Annotated in this window: 20 protein-coding genes; 6 read left to right on the top strand and 14 right to left on the bottom strand. The window is 44.8% G+C overall.

The window, feature by feature from the left end; genetic code table 11:
- Positions 1 to 69 precede the first annotated feature (69 nt).
- The 5 genes from CLV31_RS15175 to CLV31_RS15195 all read right to left on the bottom strand — a co-directional run bounded on the left by CLV31_RS15175 (position 70) and on the right by CLV31_RS15195 (position 6,341).
- Positions 70 to 1,317: an NAD(P)/FAD-dependent oxidoreductase gene (locus tag CLV31_RS15175; RefSeq protein ID WP_111393752.1), complete on the bottom strand. Its 1,248-nt coding sequence runs from the start codon at positions 1,315 to 1,317 to the stop codon at positions 70 to 72.
- Positions 1,318 to 1,510: 193 nt separating this feature from the next.
- Positions 1,511 to 2,560: a hypothetical protein gene (locus tag CLV31_RS15180; RefSeq protein ID WP_111393753.1), complete on the bottom strand. Its 1,050-nt coding sequence runs from the start codon at positions 2,558 to 2,560 to the stop codon at positions 1,511 to 1,513.
- 135 nt (positions 2,561 to 2,695) lie between these two features.
- The gene (locus CLV31_RS15185) at positions 2,696 to 3,700 is read right to left on the bottom strand and encodes a 4-hydroxyproline epimerase (RefSeq protein WP_111393754.1); all 1,005 of its coding nucleotides are present in this window, start codon (positions 3,698 to 3,700) and stop codon (positions 2,696 to 2,698) included.
- 159 nt (positions 3,701 to 3,859) lie between these two features.
- Positions 3,860 to 5,332, bottom strand: a complete 1,473-nt coding sequence (locus CLV31_RS15190; RefSeq protein ID WP_262510283.1) for an aldehyde dehydrogenase (NADP(+)) — start codon at positions 5,330 to 5,332, stop codon at positions 3,860 to 3,862.
- Between the two features lie 115 nt (positions 5,333 to 5,447).
- Entirely contained in the window at positions 5,448 to 6,341 is an 894-nt protein-coding gene (locus CLV31_RS15195) for a dihydrodipicolinate synthase family protein (protein ID WP_111393755.1), read from the bottom strand.
- A gap of 175 nt (positions 6,342 to 6,516) precedes the next feature.
- Here CLV31_RS15195 and CLV31_RS15200 point away from each other — a divergent pair, with 175 nt between their 5' ends.
- Entirely contained in the window at positions 6,517 to 7,383 is an 867-nt protein-coding gene (locus CLV31_RS15200) for an AraC family transcriptional regulator (RefSeq protein WP_111393756.1), read from the top strand.
- Here CLV31_RS15200 and CLV31_RS15205 read toward each other — a convergent pair.
- The 4 genes from CLV31_RS15205 to CLV31_RS15220 form a co-directional block, all read right to left on the bottom strand.
- Complete coding sequence (locus CLV31_RS15205) at positions 7,375 to 8,001, bottom strand: nucleotidyl transferase AbiEii/AbiGii toxin family protein (RefSeq protein ID WP_111393757.1); 627 nt, start codon at positions 7,999 to 8,001, stop codon at positions 7,375 to 7,377. The genes CLV31_RS15200 and CLV31_RS15205 overlap by 9 nt on opposite strands.
- Entirely contained in the window at positions 7,956 to 8,258 is a 303-nt protein-coding gene (locus tag CLV31_RS15210; RefSeq protein WP_111393758.1) for a DUF6922 domain-containing protein, read from the bottom strand. Before CLV31_RS15210 ends, CLV31_RS15205 begins: the two co-directional genes overlap by 46 nt.
- 68 nt (positions 8,259 to 8,326) lie before the next feature.
- Positions 8,327 to 11,971, bottom strand: a complete 3,645-nt coding sequence (locus CLV31_RS15215) for an ABC transporter permease/M1 family aminopeptidase (protein ID WP_111393759.1) — start codon at positions 11,969 to 11,971, stop codon at positions 8,327 to 8,329.
- A gap of 10 nt (positions 11,972 to 11,981) precedes the next feature.
- Positions 11,982 to 12,869, bottom strand: a complete 888-nt coding sequence (locus CLV31_RS15220) for an ABC transporter ATP-binding protein (protein ID WP_111393760.1) — start codon at positions 12,867 to 12,869, stop codon at positions 11,982 to 11,984.
- A 229-nt stretch (positions 12,870 to 13,098) separates the two neighbouring features.
- Here CLV31_RS15220 and CLV31_RS15225 point away from each other — a divergent pair, with 229 nt between their 5' ends.
- The 3 genes from CLV31_RS15225 (at position 13,099) to CLV31_RS15235 (ending at position 16,997) form a co-directional block, all read left to right on the top strand.
- Positions 13,099 to 14,325 carry a VOC family protein gene (locus CLV31_RS15225; RefSeq protein WP_181452642.1) on the top strand — a complete coding sequence of 409 codons (1,227 nt, stop codon included), beginning with the start codon at positions 13,099 to 13,101 and terminating at the stop codon, positions 14,323 to 14,325.
- Positions 14,326 to 14,705: 380 nt separating this feature from the next.
- Entirely contained in the window at positions 14,706 to 15,116 is a 411-nt protein-coding gene (locus tag CLV31_RS15230; protein ID WP_111393762.1) for a GxxExxY protein, read from the top strand.
- 198 nt (positions 15,117 to 15,314) lie between these two features.
- Positions 15,315 to 16,997: a DUF885 family protein gene (locus tag CLV31_RS15235; protein WP_111393763.1), complete on the top strand. Its 1,683-nt coding sequence runs from the start codon at positions 15,315 to 15,317 to the stop codon at positions 16,995 to 16,997.
- Positions 16,998 to 16,999: 2 nt separating this feature from the next.
- Here CLV31_RS15235 and CLV31_RS15240 read toward each other — a convergent pair whose 3' ends face one another.
- The 4 genes from CLV31_RS15240 to CLV31_RS15260 form a co-directional block, all read right to left on the bottom strand.
- Entirely contained in the window at positions 17,000 to 18,193 is a 1,194-nt protein-coding gene (locus CLV31_RS15240) for a 6-bladed beta-propeller (protein WP_111393764.1), read from the bottom strand.
- 710 nt (positions 18,194 to 18,903) lie between these two features.
- A complete protein-coding gene (locus CLV31_RS15250) occupies positions 18,904 to 19,677 on the bottom strand; it encodes a periplasmic heavy metal sensor (RefSeq protein WP_111393766.1) in 774 nt (257 codons plus the stop codon).
- Between the two features lie 48 nt (positions 19,678 to 19,725).
- On the bottom strand, positions 19,726 to 20,046 hold the full coding sequence (locus CLV31_RS15255) for a hypothetical protein (protein WP_111393805.1): 321 nt from the start codon (positions 20,044 to 20,046) through the stop codon (positions 19,726 to 19,728).
- A 129-nt stretch (positions 20,047 to 20,175) separates the two neighbouring features.
- Complete coding sequence (locus CLV31_RS15260; protein WP_111393767.1) at positions 20,176 to 20,661, bottom strand: RNA polymerase sigma factor; 486 nt, start codon at positions 20,659 to 20,661, stop codon at positions 20,176 to 20,178.
- A gap of 484 nt (positions 20,662 to 21,145) precedes the next feature.
- Here CLV31_RS15260 and xerD point away from each other — a divergent pair, with 484 nt between their 5' ends.
- On the top strand, positions 21,146 to 22,042 hold the full coding sequence (xerD, locus tag CLV31_RS15265) for a site-specific tyrosine recombinase XerD (protein WP_111393768.1): 897 nt from the start codon (positions 21,146 to 21,148) through the stop codon (positions 22,040 to 22,042).
- A 14-nt stretch (positions 22,043 to 22,056) separates the two neighbouring features.
- Here xerD and CLV31_RS15270 read toward each other — a convergent pair whose 3' ends face one another.
- The gene (locus tag CLV31_RS15270) at positions 22,057 to 22,734 is read right to left on the bottom strand and encodes a peptidoglycan DD-metalloendopeptidase family protein (RefSeq protein ID WP_111393769.1); all 678 of its coding nucleotides are present in this window, start codon (positions 22,732 to 22,734) and stop codon (positions 22,057 to 22,059) included.
- Positions 22,735 to 23,003: 269 nt separating this feature from the next.
- Here CLV31_RS15270 and carB point away from each other — a divergent pair, with 269 nt between their 5' ends.
- On the top strand, positions 23,004 to 25,823 hold the full coding sequence (carB, locus tag CLV31_RS15275; RefSeq protein WP_111393770.1) for a carbamoyl-phosphate synthase large subunit: 2,820 nt from the start codon (positions 23,004 to 23,006) through the stop codon (positions 25,821 to 25,823).
- The last annotated feature ends 17 nt before the right edge of the window (positions 25,824 to 25,840 follow it).

Genomic DNA, 25,840 nt, shown 5'->3' on the forward strand with positions numbered 1-25,840 from the left:
CTTGGTTAAACTTTGGGATTAGAATCACCAAATTCCAATTGGGAGGAATAGAAAAATTATCTCATCTGTTTAGCTGAACCTCCCCACTTCAAATCCTCCGATTTCCATTGTTGGATTTTTTTGCTGATGCAGTTCCGCCAGAAGTTTTCCGGTGGCAGGAGCAAGCGAAATCCCCATCATGGAATGACCGCTACCAACCAACACATTGGAATAGCCCGGAGCGAAACCAATGTATGGCAAACCATCCGGGGAGCAAGGTCGAAGTCCTTTCCAGATTTGATTTTCCTCCGGGAATTTGGCTTCAAAACCCGGATAGTAGCGATTGATCGATTCAAAAATTCCCTGAACGCGGCGCATGTCCACTTTTTGATTGGTGCCGGCGATTTCTAAGGTCCCTCCAAAACGTACCGTATCTCCGTAGGGACTGACTGCTACTTTCTGCTCGGTGAGAATGGTGGCTTGATTGATCTCAGGCTGATTTTTTTGGATAAATGAGTAGCCCTTTCCACCCATCATCGGAAGCCCAAATCCCAGCATTTGGGCCAATTCACCTGACCAAGATCCTCCGCAAAGCAGAACTTTTTCAGTCTCGATTTTTCCCTGATTGGTGATGACAGCCCCGACTTTTGATCGGGATTTTTCAAATCCTAATACCTGGGTGTTCGGTAGGAATTTTACGCCTTTTTCTTCAAGATATTTTTTCAAAAATCCATAGAGCGCTCCAGGGTCCAAATGTGCATCTCCTGGAAAAAGTACCGCCCCGCGGGCTTTCAATTCCAAATTGGGTTCTACGTTTCGGATATCCTGAGGAGTCAGAATTTCCGCTTCCAATCCATATTTTCGAGCGAGATGAGCAAATTCCACTTCCTCCTTTTCCATGGATTCTGTCTGATAGGCCATCATCAAGCCTTTCTCCTGAAGTGCTAAAGCTGCCCCAGGATGATCTGTTTTAAAGGTCAAGTAGAGCGCCTTGGACAACAGACTTAGATTTTTCAGGAAAGGAATGGCCTTTTGAACCTGATTTTCATTGGCCGACCGAAAGAAAAGCATGCACCATTGCAACAGCTTGAAATCCAGGCGAGGATGGATGTAAAACGGGCTTTTGGAAGAAAACATCCAGGTAATTCCCTTAGTCACCATGCCGGGAGCTGCCAAAGGAATAATGTGACTCGGCACGATCATCCCGGCATTTCCCGTGGAGCAATTGTCGAGTAGGTCTGTTCGGTCAACGACGGTGACTTCAATTCCTTCTTTTTGAAGAAAATAGGCCGAAAACATTCCGACGATTCCGCCGCCGATGATAAGGGTTGGTTTCATAATTTCAACTGCGAAGTCAATAAGCAGATTCTTTACTTTTCTTTCAGAAATCAGGAAAGAATGCTGGATTCAACCTGTATTTATAAAGTCAAACAGTGACGAAGGTAAAATGGAAATTTCGAATTGTGTTGGCCTGAATTGACAAGAAATGATGCTGGATTGACAATATTTTTTGATTTTCTCAATCAAAGCATCAATTTTCTACTAGATTGTATTTTTGGCAGGCACTGGCAAGTTGAGTTTGAAAGGCAGTTTCATTTTTGAGTATGGAGAAAAAGTCCATCAAATAGTTTCGTGATGATTCAAATTCGGAACTTGGGAGCAGGGACTTGTATTTTTCCAGAGTGGCTAAAATCTGTGACTCGCTTTGCAAAAAGTCAGATTTAACCAGTTGGGTAAGGACCTCATTCCTGCAGATTCCTCTGTACAATCGCTCGGTCACCTTTGTGATTGGCAAATAGTCATAAGGCACGGCATACGGGGCATTCACAAACCCTGAGTAATCAAAATCATAGGGAACAGGAATAAATTTCCCCTTCCCGGTATCCAACATTTTCACATTGTGTTGGGAGGTATTGGACCAGTCGGTGTTTCCGATCATAAAGGCAAAAAAGTCCTGCTTTAAGGCTAAGGTATCATTAACAAACTGGGGTAAAATCAAACCCGAGTCTTTTGTTTTTGCCTTATAATTATCGGCAACATTGTCTACATCTTCCAGAACAAAAGCCGTCAAGGCATAGGTTTTCCCTTTTTTGTTTTGCCGGTCGGTGAGAGTCAAATTGATCAGTCTGGTTTGGAAAAAGTAGGGACTTACCTGTTCATAGAGTTTGTAGGCGATGTACTCTTTGACAATAAGTTGATTGAAAGAATCTCCTTCCTGACAGGGTAGCACCAGTTTTAGGCTTCTGTTTCCCTCGAAAGGGGTGTTTTTAGTGGATCCTTTGGGGATTTTTATCCAAAGCGGTGGGAAAAAGCATTGCGCTCTTCTGGAGTTCCCTCTTCCCCGGAGATTTACAGGAACAGAGTCAGGCTTTCCCTCTTGGTTTTTGAATTTGATAAAGGTTGGGAAAAATACCGTATCTGATTTCGATCCCTTGAGCAGCTTGAAATTAGTCACTATTTCCAAGTCCAAAGGTGCTTCAGATGCAAAAAGAACGTCTTTCTGAAAAGCCGAGGTCCGAAGGGATATACCAATCAGCAACGCAAAAGTCAGAGCCTTTGCGATAAAAGAAATTCGCAGCATAAAAGTCAGAGATAAGTCCTCCTTTAAGTTAGGTATAATTCAACCTTTCAAACCAAAATTTTCCGAAATCCTGCTAAACAAAAATGACTTCCATTTTTGGGAAGTCATTTTCTGGGTTCACTTGTAATTCCTGAGTTAAATCACCTGAAATCCATGTACATACGGATCATCATCGTCCAGGATGATGGTGTTGTAGCCATAGACTTTGGCCCAGCCTTCAATGCTCGGAACAATCCCCGGCTGACCGGCGATCTCAGTGACTTCCTCGATCCTTCCGATGAATTTGGAACCAATGAAGCTTTCGTGTACAAATTCATCTCCGGGCTTTAGCCAGCCTTTGGCAAACCACTGCGCCATTCGGGCAGAGGTGCCTGTTCCGCAAGGGGAACGGTCGATGGCTTTGTCTCCGTAGAACACCGCATTGCGTGCGGTACTGCTTTGATCCAGGGTTTTGCCCGTCCACATTACATGGGAAAGTCCGCGGATTCTGTCGTGTTCCGGATGGATGAAGTCGTATCGCTTGTTCATCTTTGAACGGAGATTTCGTGCCATAGAAATCAATTGCTCAGCTTTGAAATGCTCCAGACCGGGGAAATTTTCCTGAGGATCAACGATGCAGTAAAAGTTGCCGCCATAAGCCACATCTACAGTTAATTTTCCGAGTTCCTCGATTTCGATTTCCAGGTTTTCTGCCGCTAGGTAGCTTTTGACATTGGTCAGCTTCACAGACTTCACCTTTTTTCCTTCCTGCTTGTACTCGACTAAGACCAACCCGGCAGGCGATTCCATTCTCAGAAATCCTGGAGTCCTGGGATGGATCAAGCCTTCTTCAATGGCAATGGTGATCGTCCCGATGGTGCCATGACCGCACATGGGCAGGCAGCCAGAAGTTTCAATAAATAGAATGGCGAAGTCATTTTCCGGATCGTGCGGAGGAAAAAGCATCGATCCTGACATCATGTCGTGTCCTCGTGGCTCAAACATCAAACCTGTGCGGATCCAGTCGAGGTTTTCCATAAAGTATTGGCGCTTTTCCAGCATGGTATTTCCTTTCAGGAAAGGAACACCTCCGGAAACCACCCGAACGGGATTACCACAGGTGTGAGCATCGATGCAAGAAAAGGTATGGCGAGAAGGCATTGAATTTTGAAATTCGAAGTTTGAAACTATAGTGAGAAATACTGTTGAAATACTACAGAAATAAGTCCCGCAAGCGGGATGAAATACTTTAGAACCACCATTCTGGGCAGAGAATATTTCACTGAGCGAAGCGAAGTGTATTTCTCTGGTATTTCAATTTTATTTAGTGTAAGAACCATTCACCATTCTCCAAATTCCCAGCGGATTGTCATCTCTCAAGGCATCCGGAAGCAGTTCTTGAGGCATATCCTGGAAGGCGATCGGTCTGGCAAATCGCTTGATGGCATAAGCACCGACCGAGGTACTGTTTGGTGCGGTGGTCGAAGGGAATGGTCCGCCGTGCTGCATGGCATAGCCCACTTCCACTCCGGTAGGCACTCCTTTGAAGAGTAGTCGGCCACACTTTTCTTCCAGGAGATTGAGGAGGAAAAGCTGGTTTTGGAGTTCTTCGGCATCCGCCCAAACGGTGATTGTCAACTGACCGTGGAGGTGCTTGGCGATTTCAAGGAGTTCGTCTTCGCTTTGGTATACGACCATCATGGCAAAGGCTCCAAAGACTTCTTTTTGGAACAATTTGTCTTTCAGCCAGTCTACTGCTTTGATTTCAGCAAGGGCTGTACTTCCATTGATCAAGTGCTTGGGATCAGCCACTTTTACCCAACGCAATTCTTCTCTGGACTCCAAAAACTGAATGGAATCGTAATAGGCCTGAGCAATTCCTGGATGGAGCATGGGTGCGGCAGCAATGTCCTTCAATTCGGCAGCAATGGCGCTTTCAAAGGCTTTGGCCAGCTTTTCCGGCACAAAGATCAACCCAGGATTGGTGCAAAACTGACCTACTCCCAAGGTGAGAGAGGCGACGAATGCTTTTGCCAAATCCTCATTTTCTTTTTCCAGCTTACGCGGAAAGCAAAAAATCGGATTGACCGAGCCCATCTCGGCAAAAACAGGAATGGGTTCTTCCCGCTGATTGGCCAAATCAAACAAAGCCATTCCTCCCAAGTGTGAGCCAGTAAAGGCCACTGCTTTGGCAATTGGATGTTTGACCAAAGCTTGTCCTTCGGAAATTCCTCCTTCCACATGAGTGAAAAGTGCGGAAGGAAGCCCGCATTTCAGAATGGCCTGATGGATGCAATCGGCGACTTTTCTGGAAGTCTCCGGGTGAGCAGGGTGCGCTTTGTAAATCACCGGACAACCTGCTGCCAAAGCCGAAATTGTATCACCTCCGGCAGTCGAAAAGGCCAATGGAAAATTGCTTGCCCCAAAGACCACCACCGGTCCTAACGGTGTCAAGAATCTGCGTATATCGGCTCTCGGCAGGGGCGTGCGGTCGGGCATGGCCGGATCGATTGTGGCTTCTACCCAAGAGCCTTCTTTGACGAGATTGGCGAAAAGACGGATTTGACCGGTTGTTCGGCCCAATTCGCCATTGATTCTGCCTTCGGGCAAGTTAGACTCTTTGACCGCCAAGGGGACAATTTCAGATCGCTTGGCTTCTAGGGTGTCTGCAAGAGTATCTAAAAAGGCTCCTTTCTCTTTTCCAGGGAGATTCTTGTAGAAAAGAAAGGCTTCTTGGGCGGCACGGAAAAGGTTGTCGAGGTTCATGATTTTTAATTTTTGGTAATTGAGGATATACCGTGGAAATACAATTGAAATATACCTCGCTTTGCTCGGTGAAATAAATTTCTGGAAGTATTTCACCCCGCTTGCGGGGTCTATTTCAAGATGTTTCTACTGTATTTCAAAATCACGATAATAACGGACGACTTTTTATTCCATCCAAAATAATCTTCTCAATTCTCGCTCTTTCTTCCCCGATCAAAGTCAATCTAGGAGCGCGCACGTGCTCAGAACCGATGCCACAATGCTGCTCGGCAAGCTTGATGTATTGCACGAGTTTTGGGTGAATGTCGAGCTCCAGCAAAGGCAGGAACCAACGGTAAATTTCACGTGCTTCTTCGATTTTACCTTCTTGAATAAGGTTATAAACAGCCACTGTCTCCTTTGGAAAAGCACACACCAAGCCAGCAACCCAACCAACTGCACCCATCAGCAACTCCTCCATAGCCAGGGTATCTACTCCACAAAGCAATTGATATCGATTGCCGAATCGGTTGATCATTCGGGTCACATTGGAGATGTCGCGGGTAGATTCTTTGATGGCTTGGATGTTTTCGCACTCTGCCAACTCGGCAAACATGTCGATGGTCACCAGGGTCTTGTAGTCCACCGGATTGTTGTAGATCATCATTGGTAGTTTGGTGGAGTTGGCGACCGTTTTGAAGTAAGTCACTACTTCACGAGCATCTGCTGCATAGCGCATCGGAGGCAAGATCATCAGTCCGGAAGCCCCGAGTTCTTCTGCCTTTTTAGCCCAGAACAGTGAATCTTTTGTGGCGCCTTCGGCAATGTTCAGGATCACTGGAACTCTTCCGTTGATGTATTTTACCGTTTCACCGGTCAGGGTGATTTTTTCTTCTTGAGATAGTACAGAGCTTTCGCCCAAGGTACCGCCGAGGATGATTCCATGAACTCCGCATTCGAGCTGGAAGTCCAGGTTTTTGAAAAACAGGTCCATATCCAGACTTCCGTCTGCGTGAAATTTGGTCGTGACCGCGGGGAATACGCCTTTCCAGTTCATAGTTTATTTGATTTTACCACAGAGGACACTGAGGTTGATGAATACTTGATTATGATTTCAAAGATAAATTTCAAAGACAGGCTTTTCTTTCACAGGATTAGTTCATTTTGATACGATATTGATCATTTAATCAATTATTGCGTCTATTTTTACTCAATTTCATATTATTTGAACGATGGCAAAAGTCATTTCATTCCAAGTCCCCAAGTCCCAACGGGAGTTTGTCCGCTATCAGGAGGATCGTGGACCGCACTTTTATGACAAGCTGCATCAGCATCCACAGTTGCAGCTTACGGTGATTTTGGAAGGGAAAGGGCAATTGCTGAGCGGGGATTATGTCGGGAGATTTCAGCCAGGAGATGTATACTTTTTGGGTGAAAATGCACCACACGTTTTTCGAAGTGATCCTGAGTTTTTTGAAAAAGATACGCAACTCAAATCAGCAGGAAATACCATTTTCTTCGATTTTCAAGCTTTAGAAAAGGCTGTGGGAGAATTGGATGAACTTCAGTCGTTGAGGAAATTTGGAGGATTTCAAGGTCTTTGTTTCCAGATACAGGGAAGCACGGCTAGCCAAATCAAGGGGCTCTTTGATACTTTAGGCTTAAGTGAAGGGCTTCATCGTTTTCAGCTGGCCTTTAAATTACTGGTTTTGGTAGATCAGGCGGGTGAGGATTTGGTTCGGTTAAACGAGTCGGGACTGATGCGTGCATTTTCGGAAAAAGATGGAAGCCGGATGGATCGGGTGATGCAATATGTGCTGGAAAACCGATTTCAGCCCATTTCTCTGGAAGATGTCGCAGAGAAAGCGAATCTCTCCAAAGAAGCATTTTGCAGGTTTTTCAAGCTTCGCACGCGAAAAACTTTTACCCAATATCTTCAGCAGCTTCGGATCAACGAGGCGCAAAAACTACTTCAGGAGACGGAGTTGGGGATTTCGGAGATTGCCTATCGGGTGGGATTTGAGAATTTGTCTTATTTCAACCGGAGTTTCAAAAGCATCACGGGTAAGACTCCAAGGGAATTTAAAAAGTCATCGTAGATGAGCTGCCACTTTTTTGGTGATGGCTTTCTTGACACTGGACCAAGTTTGGCCTTTTAAGCTGACTGGATCTTCGTCTTCTTCGGCATCTTCAAAATATACCATCACCTGGGGAATGGATATCAGGAGATTTTGGGTGCTGTATTTTTCTTTGTGATTTTGGATAAAATCCGCCACGGAATACTGCTTCAATAGTTCGGCAATATCCCAAAAGTCCTTCTTTTTTCCCCTTCCCAAAATGGCCTGGATTTTCATGGCCATGATATCCCGATCTGAAAAAAAGCGAATGTCCTCGAGTGTTTCCACTTGGCCCAAAAGTGGATGGGGGTGTCTCACGAGGTCTACTTTTACATTTTCTATATAACAGAATATACCAAATCTGGCCGGCTTGTCTTCAACTAGAAAGTCATTACCAAATTCATTTTGTAGGCATTGTATAACTTCTTCATATTCGAATTTGGAAGTTGAAAAAAGATCCAAATCGACCGATAAACGGTGTCCGTGCTTTAAAGAAAGTGCTGTTCCTCCGACCAATGCAAATCCCTGAAGACAAGGGAGCTGACAAAGTTTTTTCAGTAAGGAAAGAGTTCCGGGTTCGACTGTCTGAGTTTGTAGCATCTGAAATCTTCTACTGGACGATCAATTACTGCTGCTGCGAGGTACATTCGCATGTGCGGGAGAAATTTAGCATTGAGCAACACGTCTGCGACTAGTTCATCTCCGTAATACCTTCGACAATTGCGGATGTCGGGGGTGTCACCCCGCTCAAATACGCGCTCGATGACAAACTTGTATTTTTTGTCATAATCCAAATTCTCAAAATTGACATCCCAAAAGATACGCTTGTCGAAAACAGGTTTTTCCTTTTGCTCCATCTCGATTGCTTTTGATCAAAGTTAAAGGTTAAAATAAGAAACCCCGAATTTCTCCGGGGCTTCGGGGATTAGAGTTTTTCGATGCCGGCTGTGTTGTCATCCGGCAGTCGATCGATCAGCTTATTGTAAGGATCGATGCCGGCTTTGACAGGGTCGCCTTTGACTTTGACCGTGATTGTGGATTGACCGGGCTTGATCTTATGCTTTTGGATATAAAGCGGATTGACTCGGGTTCGGCCATTTTCGTCTTTGTCTTCGGCTGCAAAAATACCCACATCAATGTAGTCGGCTTCATATTCCGCATTGGATTCTTTTCCCGTTTCATCCGCATAGAGCTTTTGGGATCGGACATTCAGTGTGACTTCATATTCACCATCGGCCAGTTTTTTTGCTGTGACTTTTTCCGCCTTGTTGTCATAGAGGGTGATTTTGTTCCAGGTATCGTCCAGGTAGTATTTTACACTGTCAGGAGTTACTGCATAGAGGTGGTCATAGAGATCATAGCTTCCCGGAAAAGGAGGGGTCTCTCTCAAACCAAATTCCTGATTGAAGCTGCGAAGTGCCGAATTCATGGCCTCTTGTCCGATCAAATCCTGAAGCCCGTAGAGGATCAGACTTCCCTTATAATACCACTGATAGGCCCGATTGCAATTGATAAAGGTGTTTTCTTTTTTCCCTTCATTTGATCTACCGGATAGGTAATTGTCCAGTTCCTCTTTTAGGAATCGCTTCATGTTGTCTTTTCCATACCTTCTTTCGGTGAGAATCAGGGCAGAAAATTCTGCCAAGGCCTCCGATATAAGATTCGAACCCCTGGTGTAGTTTGGCGTGATCTGATGTCCCCACCACTGATGGGCAAGTTCGTGTGCAGTCACGTAATAGACATAATCAAAATCATCCGGCTTTTTGAAATCAGCCACCCAGCCAAAGCTCTCCGAAAAGGGTACGGTATTGGGAAAGGACTGCGCAAAGCCGGCATATCTTGGAAATTCCAAAAGTCTCATTTGGCGGAATTGGAAATTGCCATAGGTCTCTGAGAAGTAGGTCAGTCCATCCACATAGGCGGCAAGAAACCGATCCAGATTATAGGTGTGGGTAGGATGATGGAAGATCTCAATATTTACTTTTTGCCCGTCGGGAAGAAAGGCCTCCTCTTTTAGCAACTCATACTCCGCAGACACGAAGGTGAAGAAAGCCTGAATCGGGGTATCCTGAATGTAGTGGAAATACCGCCGACCGTTTTCCTCCCATTCCCGTTGCAAATATCCAGGCGCCACCGCTACTTGCGAAGGAATGGTACTTACAGTAGCCTCAAAGGAAATCAAGTCTGCTTCGCCCACGAAAAGGAGCGTAGATTCTCCATACGGATCCCGATGCTCTGGCAAATCTTCCGGCTTGGGTGGCAGACCGTACTTTTTCCGGTCTTCATCGCTGGAGAGTTCATTATTCGCAACATAGCCTATCCTAGGAATGCCTCCTGAGAAAAACGTACCGTTGTAAACGATTTCTCTTCCATATCCTGAATTGGGAATACCTTGGAATTTCTTGTTGGAAACGATGACGAGGTCCAAGGTGTCTCCAGGTAGCATGGGTTGGGGAAGTGCGGTGATTTGATACCAGTGTTGGGGTTCCTTTTTGCCAAAAATCTGAAATTTAGCAGATGGATATACCAAGGGGAACCGATAAGGAAGGGTATCTCCACGAAGGATTACCTTAAATTCTGACAGTTCTGAACTGTTGAAGTGGATGGAGTCAATCACTGCATCAGTCTTATTGACCAATTGGACTTTTGCCTCAAAATAGGCTTCGCGTTCCAGAGGGAAAAGATCTGCTTTGATATTGACTTTGGTATATTTTGGCTGGGGAAGCCGTTCGTATTTCTTAAGCTGTTGCTCATAGGCCACGCTCCTCAATTTACCCTCTTCTACGGTCAGATAGTTGTTTTCATAGACTACTGACATGAAAATGTAAGCTCCCGCAGCCAAGGCCATTATAAGAAATGCGACTGAAAGCAGGGTCGCGGGTCTTTTCAATCGGGATTTTGCTGTTTGCCAACGGCTTTTCCAAGAATCCTCTGATCCTCTGCTGAAAAAGATGCTGAAGAAAAGCACCAAAAACACCCCCCAAGCTGTCCAATACATATTGAACCAAATCAGGAATTCGGCAAAATGCCCCAACCCATTCATATCGCTCCAGGTGTAACTGGGCTTATAGCTGAAGAAAAACAGGTTAAAGTTGTAGTCAGCAAAATTTCTCAGAATAATCATTACCACCCAAATACCAATCGCTGCTGCATGACCAGCAAATTTGTTATTGACCACCAAATGCACAGCAAATACCAGCATCACCATCTGTAAGTAATCAGGCAGCGTGATCAGGTAACTGTCGATCAGGTAAACGTGGAGATCAAATAGATAATAACCTTTGAGAATCTGAACGATCAAGCCCACCACGATTGGCAGGGAGGTCAATAGCAAACAAATGAAAGCCATTCCCAAAAATTTGGAGGCAATGATGATTCCATCCTTTACCGGGAAGGTGTCGCTGATAATCGAATATCCGGTCGCCTTGTCCCGGTGAAGGGCCTCTCCTGTGAAAAACACAAGAATGATAAACACAAACAGCGTGTAGTCATAACCTTTGTATTCCATCAGGAAGGAGGTGGATGGAAGATTGGGTACGCTGTAAAGGGTATTTCCAATCCAGAAATCCAGCACCAGAAAAATCATCCCTCCCAGTAAAATAGATCGGAAATATATGTCCTTGAGTACATTTTGAACTTCTATTTTGGTCAGGGTGGAGAGACTCTTCCACTGGTATTGTGTAGAAAAATCAGAAATGACTTGCTTCAGGACTCCTACTGGAGCTTCAAGTGTTTCGGCTTTTGCCTTACTTTTCTTCTGAGGAGTTTGAAAAAAGTAAGTGAAGTTGAATCTGAAGTATGCTCCGATGAAAAATAGAAGACCCAACAGTGTCCAAAGGATCCGATTGAGGAGCAAGTTGTCCGTGATGGAAACCAAAAACGAATTTTTCTCATAAGGGGTCAAATAGCGGGTCTGCAAGTCAAAAGAATTGAGCCCAAAGGGATCGATCAGCTGAACCAAATCTTTGTTCTCGATATCTCTGGCCAAAAAATTAGCCAGCAAATAGCCGATGAAAATGATAATACTTCCCGAATAAATCGATCGGATATTTCGGGTAAAGATGATCAGCGCAAAAAACAAAGTACCTGCAAGCCATAGATTGGGAATCACTAAGGTCAACCAGGGTTGCAGGTAATTGATCAGCTCATTTGGGCCAAATCGCTCGGCATCGGTCCCAAAAAGCGGGCCCATGAGACTCCCCAGAAATATCCCCAGCAAAGCTCCGGAAGAAATAAATAACAAGGTGGCAAATGAACCCCAGAACCTTCCCATGAAGTATCCAAACTTGGAAATGGGATAGCTAAAAAGAAAAGTTCCTGTCTTGTGTTCGATGTCCCGGTAGAGCGGAACGCCCATGACGGCCGATGCAATCAAAATCCCGAAAATGGAAGACAAAAGCAAAAATTCCGCAACCACCACAGGGGAATTGTGAAATACTTTTTCAGAGGCAGGCGTATTTCCTGTTCCAAAAAGAATGAGAGGCACAATCACCAGCAACGCAAAGTAGATATAGGTGGCCGGACGGCTGAAGCGATACTTCAGTTCGAAGAGAAAGATATCCTTAAACATGCCCAGGGGATTAGATGGTGATCGGATCTACTTTTCTGGAAATAAAGCTGAAATACACATCTTCCAAATCGGCTGGAACCGACCCAAAACCACTTCCCGGATCTTCTTCACTTTCGATCCTCAGGCTCAATTTGCCTTCTTTGAGCTTGGTAGAAATCACATGAAAATCTTTTCTATACTGGTCCAATTCTGATTTTAGGATCGTTTTCTCGAAGATTTTTCCCTGAACCATCGCCAGACCTTCTTTGGGTGTACCCTGCATCAGCACTTCTCCAAAGCAGATAATGGCCATGTTGGAGCAGAGCGTATTCACGTCCTCGACAATGTGTGTGGAAAGGATCACGATGGTGTTTTCACCGATTTCGGAGAGAAGGTTATAAAAGCGGTTGCGCTCCGAAGGGTCCAGTCCGGCAGTAGGCTCGTCTACAATGATCAGGGATGGATTCCCGATCAATGCCTGGGCGATTCCGAATCGCTGCCGCATTCCCCCTGAGTAGGTGCCGAGGCCTTTTTTACGGTCTTTAAAAAGATTCACTTTTTGCAAAAGGGAAGCAACGAGTTCTTTTCGTTCGCTTTTGTTGCCGATGCCTTTCATCTGTGCAATGTGATCGAGCATAGTTTCTGCATTGATGCGGGGATAGAGGCCAAAGTCTTGGGGCAAGTAGCCCAGTCGCTCCCGTACGGCCTGTTTGTCTTTCAAGACATCAATTCCATCCAGGTGAATGCTGCCAAAATCCGCCTCCTGAAGCGTAGCGATGGTTCGCATCAGGGTGGATTTTCCGGCTCCGTTTGGGCCTAAAAGTCCAAACATCCCCTGTGGAATGGTCAGGGAAATGTCATTGAGTGCTTTCACTCCGTTGGAGTAGGTTTTTGAGAGGTTTTTTATTACTAATTCCATAAAAGATTGGGGTTAGAGGTTTCTACTTGGGAAGGGGGATTTTGAAAAAAAAGAGAAAATCAATGATTACTTAGGATTCAATATAGGGAAATGTTTGTAAACCTCTTTTTATCAATAGGTTAATCGAAGAAATTAGGGATTTAGAGCAGAATTTCCGGTATTGGTCAGTGCGGAAAGGGAAATTTTTTACTACTTCACGCAATATCTTACAATGAGAAGTTTTCAATTCATGAAAAAGTCATCCCTCTATTTTCTTTTCCTTCTTACCCTCTTGTTTTCTTGTGAAAAGCGGGATTTCAAAAAGGAATCCGGACAGATCGAATCCTTTGCAGAAATGGTTAAAGCCGGAGTCAAACCCCTGGCCTTGGGCCCGCCGATGACCTCTGCTGAGTTGGATCTTTTTATGCCGGAGGTGAAGCGCATCAGTCAGAAATACGGGTTGAGTTTCTATCGGGAAGCTACCTTGGTACAGGCCGATTTGTTTCCTGTATCAAGTGTCGAGGGAAAGGAAGTGGTGCTTTTCTATAAAGGGAACACGCTCAAAGCTTATGAAGATCTGAAGCAGGAGTTGGCCGAGGAAAATATCAGTGCGATGAGAAAAAGAGAGCTAAGTCGGAGATTCGGTCGATTATTGGGCTATCCGACGGAGCGAATCAATGACTTGCTGGCTGAAAATTCTGCCTTTCGGGACTTGGAGGATTTTGGTATTCAAGGACTGGAGGTGAAGTGGTTTTACAAAGATTTGGTCAAAGCCAAAGCTTTTTACCAAACGACGCTTGGTCTGGAACTGGTGGAGGAAAGTGAAAGCACAGCCAAATTTCTGATCTCAGGAGATTCCTTTTTGACGCTTCAGTCCATTGCCGATTCAGGATACACCGGCGCCGAACCCAAATCCGTGGCTTTGGCTTTTCTCACCGATCAATTGGAAGGGTGGTATGCTCACCTGCAGGAGCAAAAAGTCATGATCAAATATCCGCTCAAGCAAAATCCGGGAGGTCCGCACGACGGCTTTGTGGCGGTGGACCCGGAAGGGTATCTCCTGGAGTTTGAGACCTTTTTTCAGCATCCGGAAAATGAAGTCCTGATGCCCGAATTGGCCGAGTTGCAGCCCAAATCAACAAGAATTGAAGGGGATTTACAGTTTAAGGGCTCGGTGGTTTGGTTGTATTATAAGGACATGTTGCCTGCCGAACTCTTTGTGGAGGAAAGCCTGGGACTTACCAAAAGTGCCGATCAAGGATGGGCTAAAGTGTACCGATTTTCCCAACATGGTTACCTCGGCTTGGTCGATGGACTGAGAGGCATGAATACCTTTTCCCCTGAAAAACTGGTAGAATTAAGCATCGATCTCGAAAACCCAGGCCCTTGGGAAAACTACCTAAAGACAAATTCTCCCGACTCCACCCGAAAAGCCAATTCCTTCAAAGATGCCGGTGGATATCAGTTTAGGTTTTGACCTTCTTTCAAGACACTAGATTTTTTATTGACCACATAGACACATAGAAAGCATAGAAAAATGAGTACAATATTTTAGAACTGTGTAGACTTAAATGAATAAGTGGAACTAATAAAACCGATGTACAGAAAGTATGATTTTCATAATAACCACATAGGCACATAGAAAACATAGAAAATAAATCATCCTTCTGGAAAACTATGTGAACCTATGTGTCTATGTGGTAATCCTTTTTTTAATTATTTAATTGTTCAAGAGAAATGCCATCTAGCCCCTCTAGGACCGAAAAAATATACTTTCAACTCATTGTAAATCAATAGAAAAACAGTTTTTTACACTTTATAATAGAACAAGGTCAAGGATTTTTACCATAAATTTTTATGAGAAATACGAGAAAACAAATTGATGAGCTTTCCTATCAAATCATCGGGGCAGCTATTGAGGTTCACAAGCATATCGGGCCGGGAATGCTGGAAAGTGTGTATCAAACCTGTTTGGAGATAGAATTAACAACGCGGGGATTGTCATTTCAACAAGAACTCGAAATACCGATTGAGTACAAAGGGCACCATGTTCAAGGTTTGTTCAGATGTGATTTCCTGGTTGAAAGCCAAATTGTGATAGAACTGAAGACGGTGGCTGAACTTTTGCCAATCCATGAAGCCCAAGTGATCAATTATATGAACCTGCTAAAAATCCCAAAGGGAATCCTGTTGAATTTCAATGTGACCAATTTATTCCAACACGGACAAAAAACCTTTGTGAGTAAATACTATAGCTCACTTTGGTGATATTATTTAACCACATAGACATATAGAAAACATAGAAATAGGCTAATCCTCCTAAAACTTATGTGTCTCTATGTGCCTATGTGGTGTTATTCTTCTTTTTGAAATCCAATTTAGCCATTGAGGATTTTGTGGTTTTTTAAAGAGCCAGAATATTCTATGTTTATATTCCTTCTACTGCTTTCTTGAAAAATAAAACTTATGAAAAAAATAGCGCTTTTCGTATTTCTCGTTTTTGGCTCCCTGTGGGCTGAAGCCACCGAGCTGGTCAATCTGATCACTACCTATCAGGCCGATCGGGGGGCGCTTTCTCGTCTGTACACCAATCGGTTATCAGCGGAGTATTTTGCCCGAATGGAGTCCTTCAATCAAGACTACCTCAAGACACTCCAATCCCAAAACTATGACGCACTCTCCGAAGACGGGAAAATCGACTATGTCCTCTTTCGCAATTTCCTCGAAAAGCAACTCGCCGAGCTTGACCTCGAAAAGCGGGATTTTATGGCAATTCAGTCGGTAGTTGCTTTCGGTAAGCCATTGGAAGACTTTGTCGTGGCCCGTCGCCGAGCAAAACAACCGGACGCTCAGGCCTTGGCTGCGTCTTGGGATGCCGTGGCCAAAGCCGTAGCAGCCCAACACAAATCCTTGGCCTCTGCCTCAAAATACACTTCATGGCAACAAGCTGACTTGGCCGCTCAAGCCGTGGAAAGCCTCAGCCGGGTGGTTAAAGAGGCCTATGATTTCTACTACGATTATGATCCAGCTTTCACTTGGTGGATGCCTGAACCTTGGAAAAAACTCGACGCAAATATGAAAGCCTATGCTAAAGCCCTTCGCGAGCACTATACCAACTCGGTCAAAGATGATGGAAGCGCAATCATCGGTAAGCCGATTGGAAGGGAAGCGTTGGAGAAGCAACTGGCCTTCGAAATGATCGCCTATTCTCCCGAAGAGCTGATCGCCGAGGCAGAGAAGCAGTTTGCCTGGTGTGAAAAGGAAATGCTGAAAGCCTCCAATGAACTCGGATTTGGCAATGACTGGAAAGCAGCCTTGGAAATGGTGAAGGAAACCTATCTGCCTGCCGGAGCGTGGCCGGAAGAAGTAGCTAAACTTGGAGAAGAGGCAATCGACATCATGGTCAAAAATGACTGGCTGACTGTGCCACCCCTGGCAATCGAAACCTGGCGAACCAGCATGATCTCCGCGGAAAGACAGCGAGTGAGTCCCTTTTTCCTAGGAGGTGAAGTAATTCAAATTTCCTACCCCACCTCTGAGATGAGTCACGAGGAAAAGATGATGTCTATGCGGGGGAATAATCCCCATTTTTCCAGAGCGACAGTGCAGCATGAACTCATCCCGGGCCACCATCTGCAGCAGTTTATGAATCAACGCTACATGACGCATCGACGGCCTTTCGGCACGCCATTCTGGACCGAGGGCTGGGCTTTGTATTGGGAGTTTGTGCTTTGGGACCGCAATTTCCCGAGGGACGCCAAAGACAAAGTCGGCATGCTTTTCTGGAGAATGCACCGCTGTGCACGGATTATTTTCTCCTTGAATTATCACTTGGGGAAAATGACACCTCAGCAATGCATCGACCTGCTTGTGGACAAAGTCGGTCACGAGCGTGCCAATGCAGAGGCGGAGGTGAGACGCTCCTTCGAAGGAAGCTATGGACCGCTCTACCAAATCGCCTATATGATCGGAGCTTTGGAAATCTATTCGATGAGAAAAGAACTAGTCGACTCCGGCAAGATGCCTGAGAAGCAATTCCACGACTTGATCCTAACCCAAAACGCCATGCCGATTGAAATCCTGAGAGCAAAAGTAACTGGTAAGCCACTGGATAAGAATCACAAGGCGAGTTGGAGGTTTTTAGATTAAGATTAAAACTCCCGGATACTGAGTTTGAGAATGTAAGGATTTTCGTACTCGTTAAACCGATCATAGATCTGCTTTATTCGTGGATTTGCCTGAAGGAATGCAGAAAGGTTGGGATGATCTTTTAATTTTTCGATGGCTGATTTGACCTCATATGGGTCAATAGAGAAGTAAATATGGTCTTCCTCACTTCCTATAGGAGCTAAAGTAAAATAGGAAGACAAATCTTCAAACTCAGTTCCAAAACCAGAATCCCAAGCTTTGATCAATTTGAGTTTTCCTGAGGATTTTTCGAGGATTGCGGGGTAAAAATCGGACTGATGTCTGAATCGGAGGTAATAGTGTTTGTTAGTTGGCTGAATGGTAAACAGAGTGATATAATTCTGTTTCTTTAGCTCTTCACGATATTCCATGATATTCGTAAAGCTCCTTTGGTACACTTCACGAGGAACCTTATTAGATCCAGCATTGAATGTGACAAAAGGAGAAACTTGTTTTGCAGCAATTGAATAGATAGTGTCTCTGTCTGAAAAAAATAGTTCTACGCCTGACTGACTCCCAAAAAAGACATCGTGATTTAGCACGTTAAGGAAGTTCCTTTCATTGTCTATAGGCAAAAACCCGTTGGTTTTTTCTCCTGATTCTGGAGAAACCAAGATTAGCCGATCTCCTTCTCCATCAAAAAATGCTCCTCCATAAATAAGGTATTCTTTTCCTAGCGGGAAAAAGGATAAAGAGGTGTAAAGAAATCTGTTTTTCCACTCCTTTTGAAAGTCACCCGCCAAATTGTAGCTGATTAGTTTTCCACTGGTGCGATCGAGGACTTCCATCAATTGGCTAAATTCGTTCCAACGGATATCATCGAGAGATTGAAATTCTCCCGGACCTTCTCCTTTGTCACTGATGGTTCGGATTACTCTTCCCTCCAGGTCAGTAAGTAGAATAAGGTCTGGAGCCAAAAGCCAATAGCTTTTTTCCTGCTTGATCAATCGTTTGACCCGTTTAATTGGGAGGTCTTCACTACCGAAGAGAGGAAAAACCTCCTTTATTTGAAATACAGAATCAAATTGGTCACTTTCTGCGTTCTTTAAGTCAAAGGAAACTTCTACTGATTGTTTTTTATCCCCATCATGGGAAGAGTTACAACTACTAAAAAAGAGGAAACCAAGGATTATCAAAAGGTTTGAAATCGTTTTCATTTGGGTTTGGATTGCAAAATATCTAATAGATTAGGTAACGATTTTTGTTTAAAGAGGTGAACCTGTCCCATACTATATGGAACAGGTTCATGGAATTTTTAAGAGCAAGCCTGACCTGTGCAAGAATTAAGTGGGTTGTCAGTTAAAGAACAGCACATCTCACCCGAACTGGACTCAGACATGGCATAATACTTTGCCTTTTCACAGGAAGGAGTGCAGGGAGGCGGATCAACTGATGCCTGAGCCCTTACGTGGGATAGGCCCATTGTCCCCAACAGACCTACTAGAAGAAATAGTTTTTTTATGGTGTAGTGAAATTAGTTTTCAAGAATTATCCACGGGTATACGTGAGGCCTCGTTACCAAACTTATATATTCGGGCATTTTTTTTTTTTGAATGGAAAAATTCATTTTCCGATGGACTGTCCCTAGCTCGCTCGACATACAATTAAGTTCAAGGCCAAAGGAACTTCCTTTTGGATTAAAGAATTAATTCTATCTTGTCCAAAAAGCTTTGGGACTATGGACTATCTAAAAACTTTTGGCTATTTACTTTTCGTTGGGGTGCAGTTGGCGTTTGTTTTAGGGGTTTTCTGGCTGGTTTTTTACTACAGTTGGAAAACGTTGAAAGAGTTTCGAAAAAGCAGGAATTAAAAAAAGGAAGGCCATTTGACCTTCCTTTTTGCTTATAATAAGTAACCAATTAAGTACTTAATTTTCCAGGGGAGCTTCCTCTTTCTTCTCTTTCAAGGTGATGATGATAGCTCCGTTTTTGCCATTTTGTCCAAATTTTTCAATGGCTTTATCATCTTTCAATACTTCGATCGCTTCGATATCGTCGGGGTCTATTTCGCTGGCATTTGGGATTTTTAGGAAATGATTGTCCTTTTTTATGTAAAAAGCCGGGCTGGCTTCCGATGAAGTCAAACTTTGGACATATACCCTTGAATTGGCTGTTCCGGATACTCTGCGGGTTTCATTTAATGAAGAAGATTTCGGCGATGCTACGCCTATCCTGTATTGGGGAGTGGACTGGGGAAGGCTTGTGACTGTGCCTTTTGGTGCATATCCCCAAGAGTTTACCCTTCCCAGTACCTTGGTTTTGTTTAAATCATTGATTTGATTTTCGGTCAATTCATTTTTGATCGCTACTAAAGTAGAAAGCTGTTTTTTCTTGAGCTGGTTTTCAAGCTGAAGTACTTGATCCATCTGTCGGGAAACAGCAGCAGCATCAGGTTTGGGTTGCTCCAGGAGTTTTTTGAGCTTTTCCGTAGCGGCATCCAAGTCCCATTTCAGCGTGCTAAAGTCAGCTGCATTGGTACTGTGGATTTTCTTGATTTTTTCGGCCTGGGCATCTGTCAGGGAGATTCTGTCCCGATTTTTCATCACCAAGTCGGCGGAGTATAGGTGTTCCTGAAACATGTCCTGAGCCTGAGTCAGGCTGGAAGTCAGGAAAAAGAGCAGGAAAAGGCTTCGTTTGATCATGTTATTTTTTGTTGTATTGTGTCTAATATCTTGAGTCTAAAGTCTAATCTAGTATTCCGCCAAAAGAGACTCCGTAGGCGATTTCCAAGTGTCGAGATAGGATTTTTCCTCGATCACGATTTGCTGCTCCTGATTTTCATTTTCCTGAAGGGTAATAATGATTACCTCACTGGGAGCTTTGATGGCTTTTTCTTCACTTGTCCAAAGGAAAAACCCCAAAGCCAAGGAAGCGGCAATCCCTACCGGTATCCACCAGGAAAGACTTCGTTGACGCACCGCCTCTGGAAATTCCGGCGTGGAGATTTCTAGATCTTTTTCCTTTAGGGCTTGGAAAAAGGCGTGTAGTTCGGGGTCTTTATCGATGTTCATTTTTCTCTTTAGTTTCCCGCAGATTTTCACAGAAAAATCCACAGATTTATACAGATTTTTTTCGGATTGGGAGGTTTTGGACCTTTTCTCCCATTCTGCTGATTTCAAATTTCAAACCTTCGAGGATTTTCAAACCTCAAAGGTTTTTCGGAGTTCAATCCATTCTTTCAGTTTCTTTTTTCCCCGATCATAGTGGGTCCGAACGGTGCCGATATGCAGTTGGAGGACTTTAGCGGCTTCTTCCAGCGTCATGTCGTGGTAAAAGACCATCAGCAAAACCTCCTGTTGCATTTTGGGCAGTCGGCGAATCAGGTCTTCATGGCTTTCGGTTTCAGAGGGCTCAGCATCCCAAACCAAATCTTCCTCGATTTCCACAGTGATCCATTTGCCGATCCGTCGGAGTTCGTCCATCGCGGTAAAGCGAATGACCGAAAACAGCCAAGTCTTGGGATGGGCCTCAGTTTTCATTTTAGCTTGGCCTTCAAGGACTTTCAAGTACACTTGCTGGATCACATCCTTGGACAGTTCTCCATCAAATCCGCAGCACTGTCTGGCCCAAAGAAAGGCCTCGCGGTGATGTTGACGGAGAAAAGTTTCGAGCTGTGATCGGTTCATGTACACTACTTAATCAGAAATCGTCGGGATTTATATGACAACTGAAATGAAAATTTTTGAAAATGAAGAAAACCCACGTGACAAGGATTTTGATCGATAGGTCAATTACGCTTTCAAAAACCACATAGGCACATAGAAGGCATAGAAAAAGACCCAAATAACTATGTGAACCTATGTGCCTATGTGGTGAATCCTTTTTAAAAAATTATGAGGTGGTGAAATTGCCTCAACTTTTCCAATCACATGAATGAAGACGGCTATACCAAACAGTTGAATAAAAACCACATAGGCACATAGAAAACATAGGGTGAAACATCAAGGAAGAATCTATGTGACTATGAGGTGAATTTTCATTTACGTTAAACCCTTAAGCTTTTTAATATTGTTGAAAAGATGGGGTAATCTTACAACCTTGGCACTTTAAATCCGAGTCATAGAACCCTCCAAGGGTTTCGAACCCTTGGAGGGTTGTTTACAAAAAACCATGTGGTCTACGCTAATTCGACAATTCCGTCATTACCTTAAGCTGGAGCGCTCGCTGAGTGAAAATTCCATCGAAGCCTACTCGCTCGATGTGCAGAAGTTGGCGGATTTTGCAGAAAAGGAGTTTCCCCAAAAAAGCCTCCTCGAACTCGAACTGGAGCATCTCCGACGCTTTGTGAATACCTTGGCTTCCTTGGAAATTTCGGTTTACACCCAAGCACGGATTATCTCCGGGATCAAAGCGTTCTACCGCTTTCTGATGTATGAGGACCGAATCAAGGAAGATCCTGCGCAGCTCTTAGAAGCACCCAAACTGGGTCGAAAACTCCCCGATACATTGAGCTATCCCGAGATTGAGCAGTTGCTGGAAGCCATTCCGCTGGGCGAACCCGAAGGTCACCGCAACCGAGCCATCCTGGAAATGCTGTACAGTTCCGGTTTACGTGTGAGTGAGCTGGTTGAGCTGAAGAAAAGCCAGGTTTTTACGGAAATAGGCTTCCTGAAAGTGGTAGGAAAGGGAAATAAAGAACGTCTCGTGCCAATCGGCAAGGATGCTTTGCGCTACCTGAAAATCTACCAAGAGCTGGTTCGAGTCCATCAGACTCCGGCAAAAGGACATGAAGAATATGTCTTTCTCAACCGTCGGGGTCAAAAACTCACCCGGGTGATGATTTTTCTAATCATCAAAAAGACCGCTGAGCAGGCGGGGATCAAAAAGAACATCAGCCCGCATACTTTCCGCCATTCCTTTGCCACGCACCTGATCGAAGGTGGGGCAGACTTGCGTGCCGTGCAGGAAATGCTCGGTCACGAGAGCATCACGACCACGGAGATTTATACTCATCTGGATCGGGATTACCTCAGGCAGGTGTTGTCGGAATTTCATCCGAGGAAGTGATGTTTTTTCGGGTTTTAGATGTGTTTTATAATATCACAACCCAAAATCAAATTCGGATCCGGGCAATTCTCTTTAAAAAACTCCAAATCCTTTTCTGCCGCCACGCCGGGATAATCGCCCCAATTTCCGCCCAAATCCCACATCAGCTGAAAGTGGAGGTGCGGTGGCCAGTCGCCGTTTTCAGGGAAAGGACCTACATGGCAAAGTAAATCTCCTGCCTGAATTTCCTGTCCGACTTGTAGCTTTTCCAAGTCCTTGCGGAAAAGATGTCCGTATAGAGAAAAGAGGGTTTTCTCTTCTAGTTCATGCTCCAAAATGATCGTCGGACCGTAGTTGCCAAAGCCGGCATTGTCCTGAAAGCTGTGGACTTTTCCAGCCAAAGGTGCAAAAATTGGTGCTCCCGCATTTGTCCAGATGTCGATTCCCAAATGGATATTTCGAAAATCTGCTGACGCCGTGGCAAAAACTTCACTTCGGCGGTAAATGGCTCTTCTTTCCAAATAGCCACCGATACCATATTTTTTGCCAGCGTTTTTCAGCTGAGCAAAAACAAATCGTTCGAACTCCTCGGTATCGCTTAAATTGACCGCATCCAAGGCTTTATTGGCAGCTGTAAAGTCAAGAGAAAGCGCATTTTCAAGGGTTAATTTCTCGCCCATTACCGGTGCGAAATTCAAGGTATTCCAATTCATTGGGTGAAAATAGGGATTTCGATTTCCTTGAGTTAAATTATTTCCCGCAGATTTTCACAGATCTTCCATTCCCGCTCATCAGTCATCGGACACCCGACATCGGACAACCATTCTTCGGTCACCCGACATCGGACTAAACTTCCTGATTTCCAGGCCTCCTTTCTCCCCATCCTCCAAACTTCCCGCCTTTTCCCTTCCCCCTTCGGATAATTTTTCTAATTTTGCCCCAATTTGGACTTAAGTGAAATTTTCCTCAACCCTCCTCTCTAATGCCTAAAGACAGTAGCATCAAGCACGTCCTCCTCATCGGTTCAGGTCCCATCGTCATCGGTCAAGCTTGCGAATTTGACTATTCCGGCTCCCAGGCTTCCAGATCGCTCCGCGAAGAAGGGATCAAAGTCACCCTGATCAATTCCAATCCGGCCACGATCATGACTGACCCGGTAACCGCTGACCACGTGTATCTGCTTCCACTGGAAAAGAAATCCATCCGTAAAATTCTGACAGAGCATCCCGATATCGATGCTGTACTCCCTACCATGGGAGGGCAGACTGCCCTCAACCTTGCCATTGACTGCGAAAAAGCAGGTATTTGGAAAAATTACGGAGTTCGCATGATCGGAGTCGATATCGACGCCATCGATACTGCCGAAAACCGTGAGAAATTCAAGGCTTTGATGGAAGAAATCGGGGTGGACGTCTGCAAAGGAGCCACGGCTACTTCCATGTTGCAGGGAAAAGAAATCGCACAGGAAATCGGATTCCCTTTGATTATCAGAGCATCCTACACTCTTGGTGGTGCAGGAGGTGCCTTTGTCGAAAAGGCCGAAGATTTCGAAAAATACCTCTCTGCTGGACTTCAAGCCTCTCCGGTCCACGAAGTGCTGATCGAGCAAAGCATCCTCGGATGGAAAGAATACGAGCTCGAGGTGATGCGAGATAACATCGGCAATATGATCGTGATCTGCTCCATCGAAAATTTTGACCCCATGGGCGTGCATACCGGCGACTCGATCACCGTTGCACCTGCCATGACCCTACCGGATACGGTCTATCAGCGCATGAGAAACTATGCGATCACGATGATGAACAGCATCGGGAATTTCGCAGGGGGCTGTAACGTACAGTTTGCCGTCAGCCCGGACAATCAGACCATCATCGGCATCGAGATCAACCCACGCGTTTCCCGATCTTCGGCATTGGCTTCCAAAGCAACCGGCTATCCGATCGCCAAAGTGGCTGCCAAGCTGGCGGTAGGGTATAACTTGGACGAACTGTCCAACTCGATTACCGGAACTACTTCGGCTTACTTTGAGCCATCTATTGATTACGTAATCGTAAAAATACCTCGCTGGAACTTTGACAAGTTCAAAGGTTCGGACCGTCGATTGGGACTATCCATGAAAGCGGTAGGGGAAGTAATGGGCATCGGTCGCAATTTCCAGGAAGCCCTTCAAAAGGCCTGTCAATCGCTCGAAATCAAGCGAAATGGCTTGGGCGCTGATGGAAAAGAACTCAAAGATCAAGCGCAGATTCTTTACTCCTTGGCTAATCCTAGCTGGAACCGATTGTTCCACGTCTATGATGCCTTCAAACTCGGCATTTCCTTCCGTACGATCCAAGATCTCACTAAAATCGACAAATGGTTCCTCAAGCAAATCGAGGAATTGATCCACTTGGAAGCTGAGATTGAGAAATATAAAATTGACACCATTCCATTCGAATTGATGGATTTGGCGAAGAAAAAAGGCTACGCTGACCGTCAGATCGCGCATTTGTTGGATTGCTTGGAAAGCGATGTATTCAACAAGCGCTACCACGAAATGGGCATCAAGCGGGTGTACAAACTTGTCGATACCTGTGCAGCGGAATTTGAAGCGAGAACACCCTATTACTACTCGTCTTTTGGTGAGGAAAACGAGTCCATCAGATCAGAGAAAAAGAAAGTGGTAGTCTTGGGCTCAGGACCAAACCGTGTAGGGCAGGGGATCGAGTTTGACTACTCCTGTGTACATGGCGTTTTGGCTGCGAAAGAGTGTGGCTACGAGACCATCATGATCAACTGTAACCCGGAGACGGTTTCCACAGACCCGGATGTGGCAGATAAGCTCTACTTCGAGCCGGTGTTCTGGGAGCACATTTACGAGATCATTTTGCACGAAAATCCGGTTGGCGTCATCGTGCAGCTGGGAGGTCAGACGGCTTTGAAATTGGCTGAAAAACTTTCCAAATACGGCATCAAAATCATCGGAACGAGCTTTGAAGCGCTTGATTTGGCCGAAGACAGAGGTTTGTTCTCCACACTTTTGAAAGAAAACAACGTGCCTTATCCAGAATTTGGCACCATTCACAATACCGACGAAGCCCTTGAGCTTTGCAAAACCATTGGGTTCCCACTGCTTGTTCGTCCAAGCTACGTTTTGGGTGGTCAGGGCATGAAAATCGTGATCAACGAAAAGGAACTCGAAGAGCACGTGGTGAATGTGCTTCGTGACATTCCTAATAATGAGATTCTTCTCGATCACTTCTTGGAAGGCGCAATCGAAGCAGAAGCAGATGCGATTTGTGACGGGGAAAATGTCTACATCATCGGTATCATGCAGCACATCGAGCCGGCAGGTATCCACTCCGGAGACTCCTATGCGGTACTTCCTCCTTACAACTTGGGAGATTTGGTGATTCGTCAGATTGAAACCTATACGCACAGAATTGCTTTGGCACTCAAAACGGTCGGGCTGATCAATATCCAGTTTGCGATCAAAAATGACAAAGTCTATGTGATCGAAGCGAATCCAAGAGCTTCCCGTACGGTGCCGTTTATCTGCAAGGCCTATCAGGAACCTTATGTGAATTATGCCGTAAAGGTGATGTTGGGAGAGAAGAAAGTCACCGACTTTGAATTCAAACCGGTGAAGAAGGGGTATGCCATCAAGGAACCTGTGTTCTCCTTCCACAAATTCCCGAATGTCAACAAAGAACTGGGGCCTGAAATGAAATCCACCGGTGAAGCGATTTACTTTATCGATGACCTGATGGATGACTATTTCTTGAAAATCTACTCAGAAAGAAACATCTATCTGAGCAGATAATCCAGTCTAAAAAATAA

It is taken from the genome of Algoriphagus aquaeductus, assembly GCF_003253485.1.
Taxonomy (GTDB): Bacteria; Bacteroidota; Bacteroidia; order Cytophagales; family Cyclobacteriaceae; genus Algoriphagus; species Algoriphagus aquaeductus.

What these genes read in the sequence shown, in the direction of transcription:
- CLV31_RS15175 (WP_111393752.1), bottom strand. Translation starts at nt 1,317, where the DNA reads ATGAAACCAACCCTTATCATCGGCGGCGGAATCGTCGGAATGTTTTCG.
- CLV31_RS15180 (WP_111393753.1), bottom strand. Translation starts at nt 2,560, where the DNA reads ATGCTGCGAATTTCTTTTATCGCAAAGGCTCTGACTTTTGCGTTGCTG.
- CLV31_RS15185 (WP_111393754.1), bottom strand. Translation starts at nt 3,700, where the DNA reads ATGCCTTCTCGCCATACCTTTTCTTGCATCGATGCTCACACCTGTGGT.
- CLV31_RS15195 (WP_111393755.1), bottom strand. Translation starts at nt 6,341, where the DNA reads ATGAACTGGAAAGGCGTATTCCCCGCGGTCACGACCAAATTTCACGCA.
- CLV31_RS15200 (WP_111393756.1), top strand. Translation starts at nt 6,517, where the DNA reads ATGGCAAAAGTCATTTCATTCCAAGTCCCCAAGTCCCAACGGGAGTTT.
- CLV31_RS15205 (WP_111393757.1), bottom strand. Translation starts at nt 8,001, where the DNA reads ATGCTACAAACTCAGACAGTCGAACCCGGAACTCTTTCCTTACTGAAA.
- CLV31_RS15210 (WP_111393758.1), bottom strand. Translation starts at nt 8,258, where the DNA reads ATGGAGCAAAAGGAAAAACCTGTTTTCGACAAGCGTATCTTTTGGGAT.
- CLV31_RS15215 (WP_111393759.1), bottom strand. Translation starts at nt 11,971, where the DNA reads ATGTTTAAGGATATCTTTCTCTTCGAACTGAAGTATCGCTTCAGCCGT.
- CLV31_RS15220 (WP_111393760.1), bottom strand. Translation starts at nt 12,869, where the DNA reads ATGGAATTAGTAATAAAAAACCTCTCAAAAACCTACTCCAACGGAGTG.
- CLV31_RS15225 (WP_181452642.1), top strand. Translation starts at nt 13,099, where the DNA reads ATGAAAAAGTCATCCCTCTATTTTCTTTTCCTTCTTACCCTCTTGTTT.
- CLV31_RS15230 (WP_111393762.1), top strand. Translation starts at nt 14,706, where the DNA reads ATGAGAAATACGAGAAAACAAATTGATGAGCTTTCCTATCAAATCATC.
- CLV31_RS15235 (WP_111393763.1), top strand. Translation starts at nt 15,315, where the DNA reads ATGAAAAAAATAGCGCTTTTCGTATTTCTCGTTTTTGGCTCCCTGTGG.
- CLV31_RS15240 (WP_111393764.1), bottom strand. Translation starts at nt 18,193, where the DNA reads ATGAAAACGATTTCAAACCTTTTGATAATCCTTGGTTTCCTCTTTTTT.
- CLV31_RS15250 (WP_111393766.1), bottom strand. Translation starts at nt 19,677, where the DNA reads ATGATCAAACGAAGCCTTTTCCTGCTCTTTTTCCTGACTTCCAGCCTG.
- CLV31_RS15255 (WP_111393805.1), bottom strand. Translation starts at nt 20,046, where the DNA reads ATGAACATCGATAAAGACCCCGAACTACACGCCTTTTTCCAAGCCCTA.
- CLV31_RS15260 (WP_111393767.1), bottom strand. Translation starts at nt 20,661, where the DNA reads ATGAACCGATCACAGCTCGAAACTTTTCTCCGTCAACATCACCGCGAG.
- xerD (WP_111393768.1), top strand. Translation starts at nt 21,146, where the DNA reads ATGTGGTCTACGCTAATTCGACAATTCCGTCATTACCTTAAGCTGGAG.
- CLV31_RS15270 (WP_111393769.1), bottom strand. Translation starts at nt 22,734, where the DNA reads ATGAATTGGAATACCTTGAATTTCGCACCGGTAATGGGCGAGAAATTA.
- carB (WP_111393770.1), top strand. Translation starts at nt 23,004, where the DNA reads ATGCCTAAAGACAGTAGCATCAAGCACGTCCTCCTCATCGGTTCAGGT.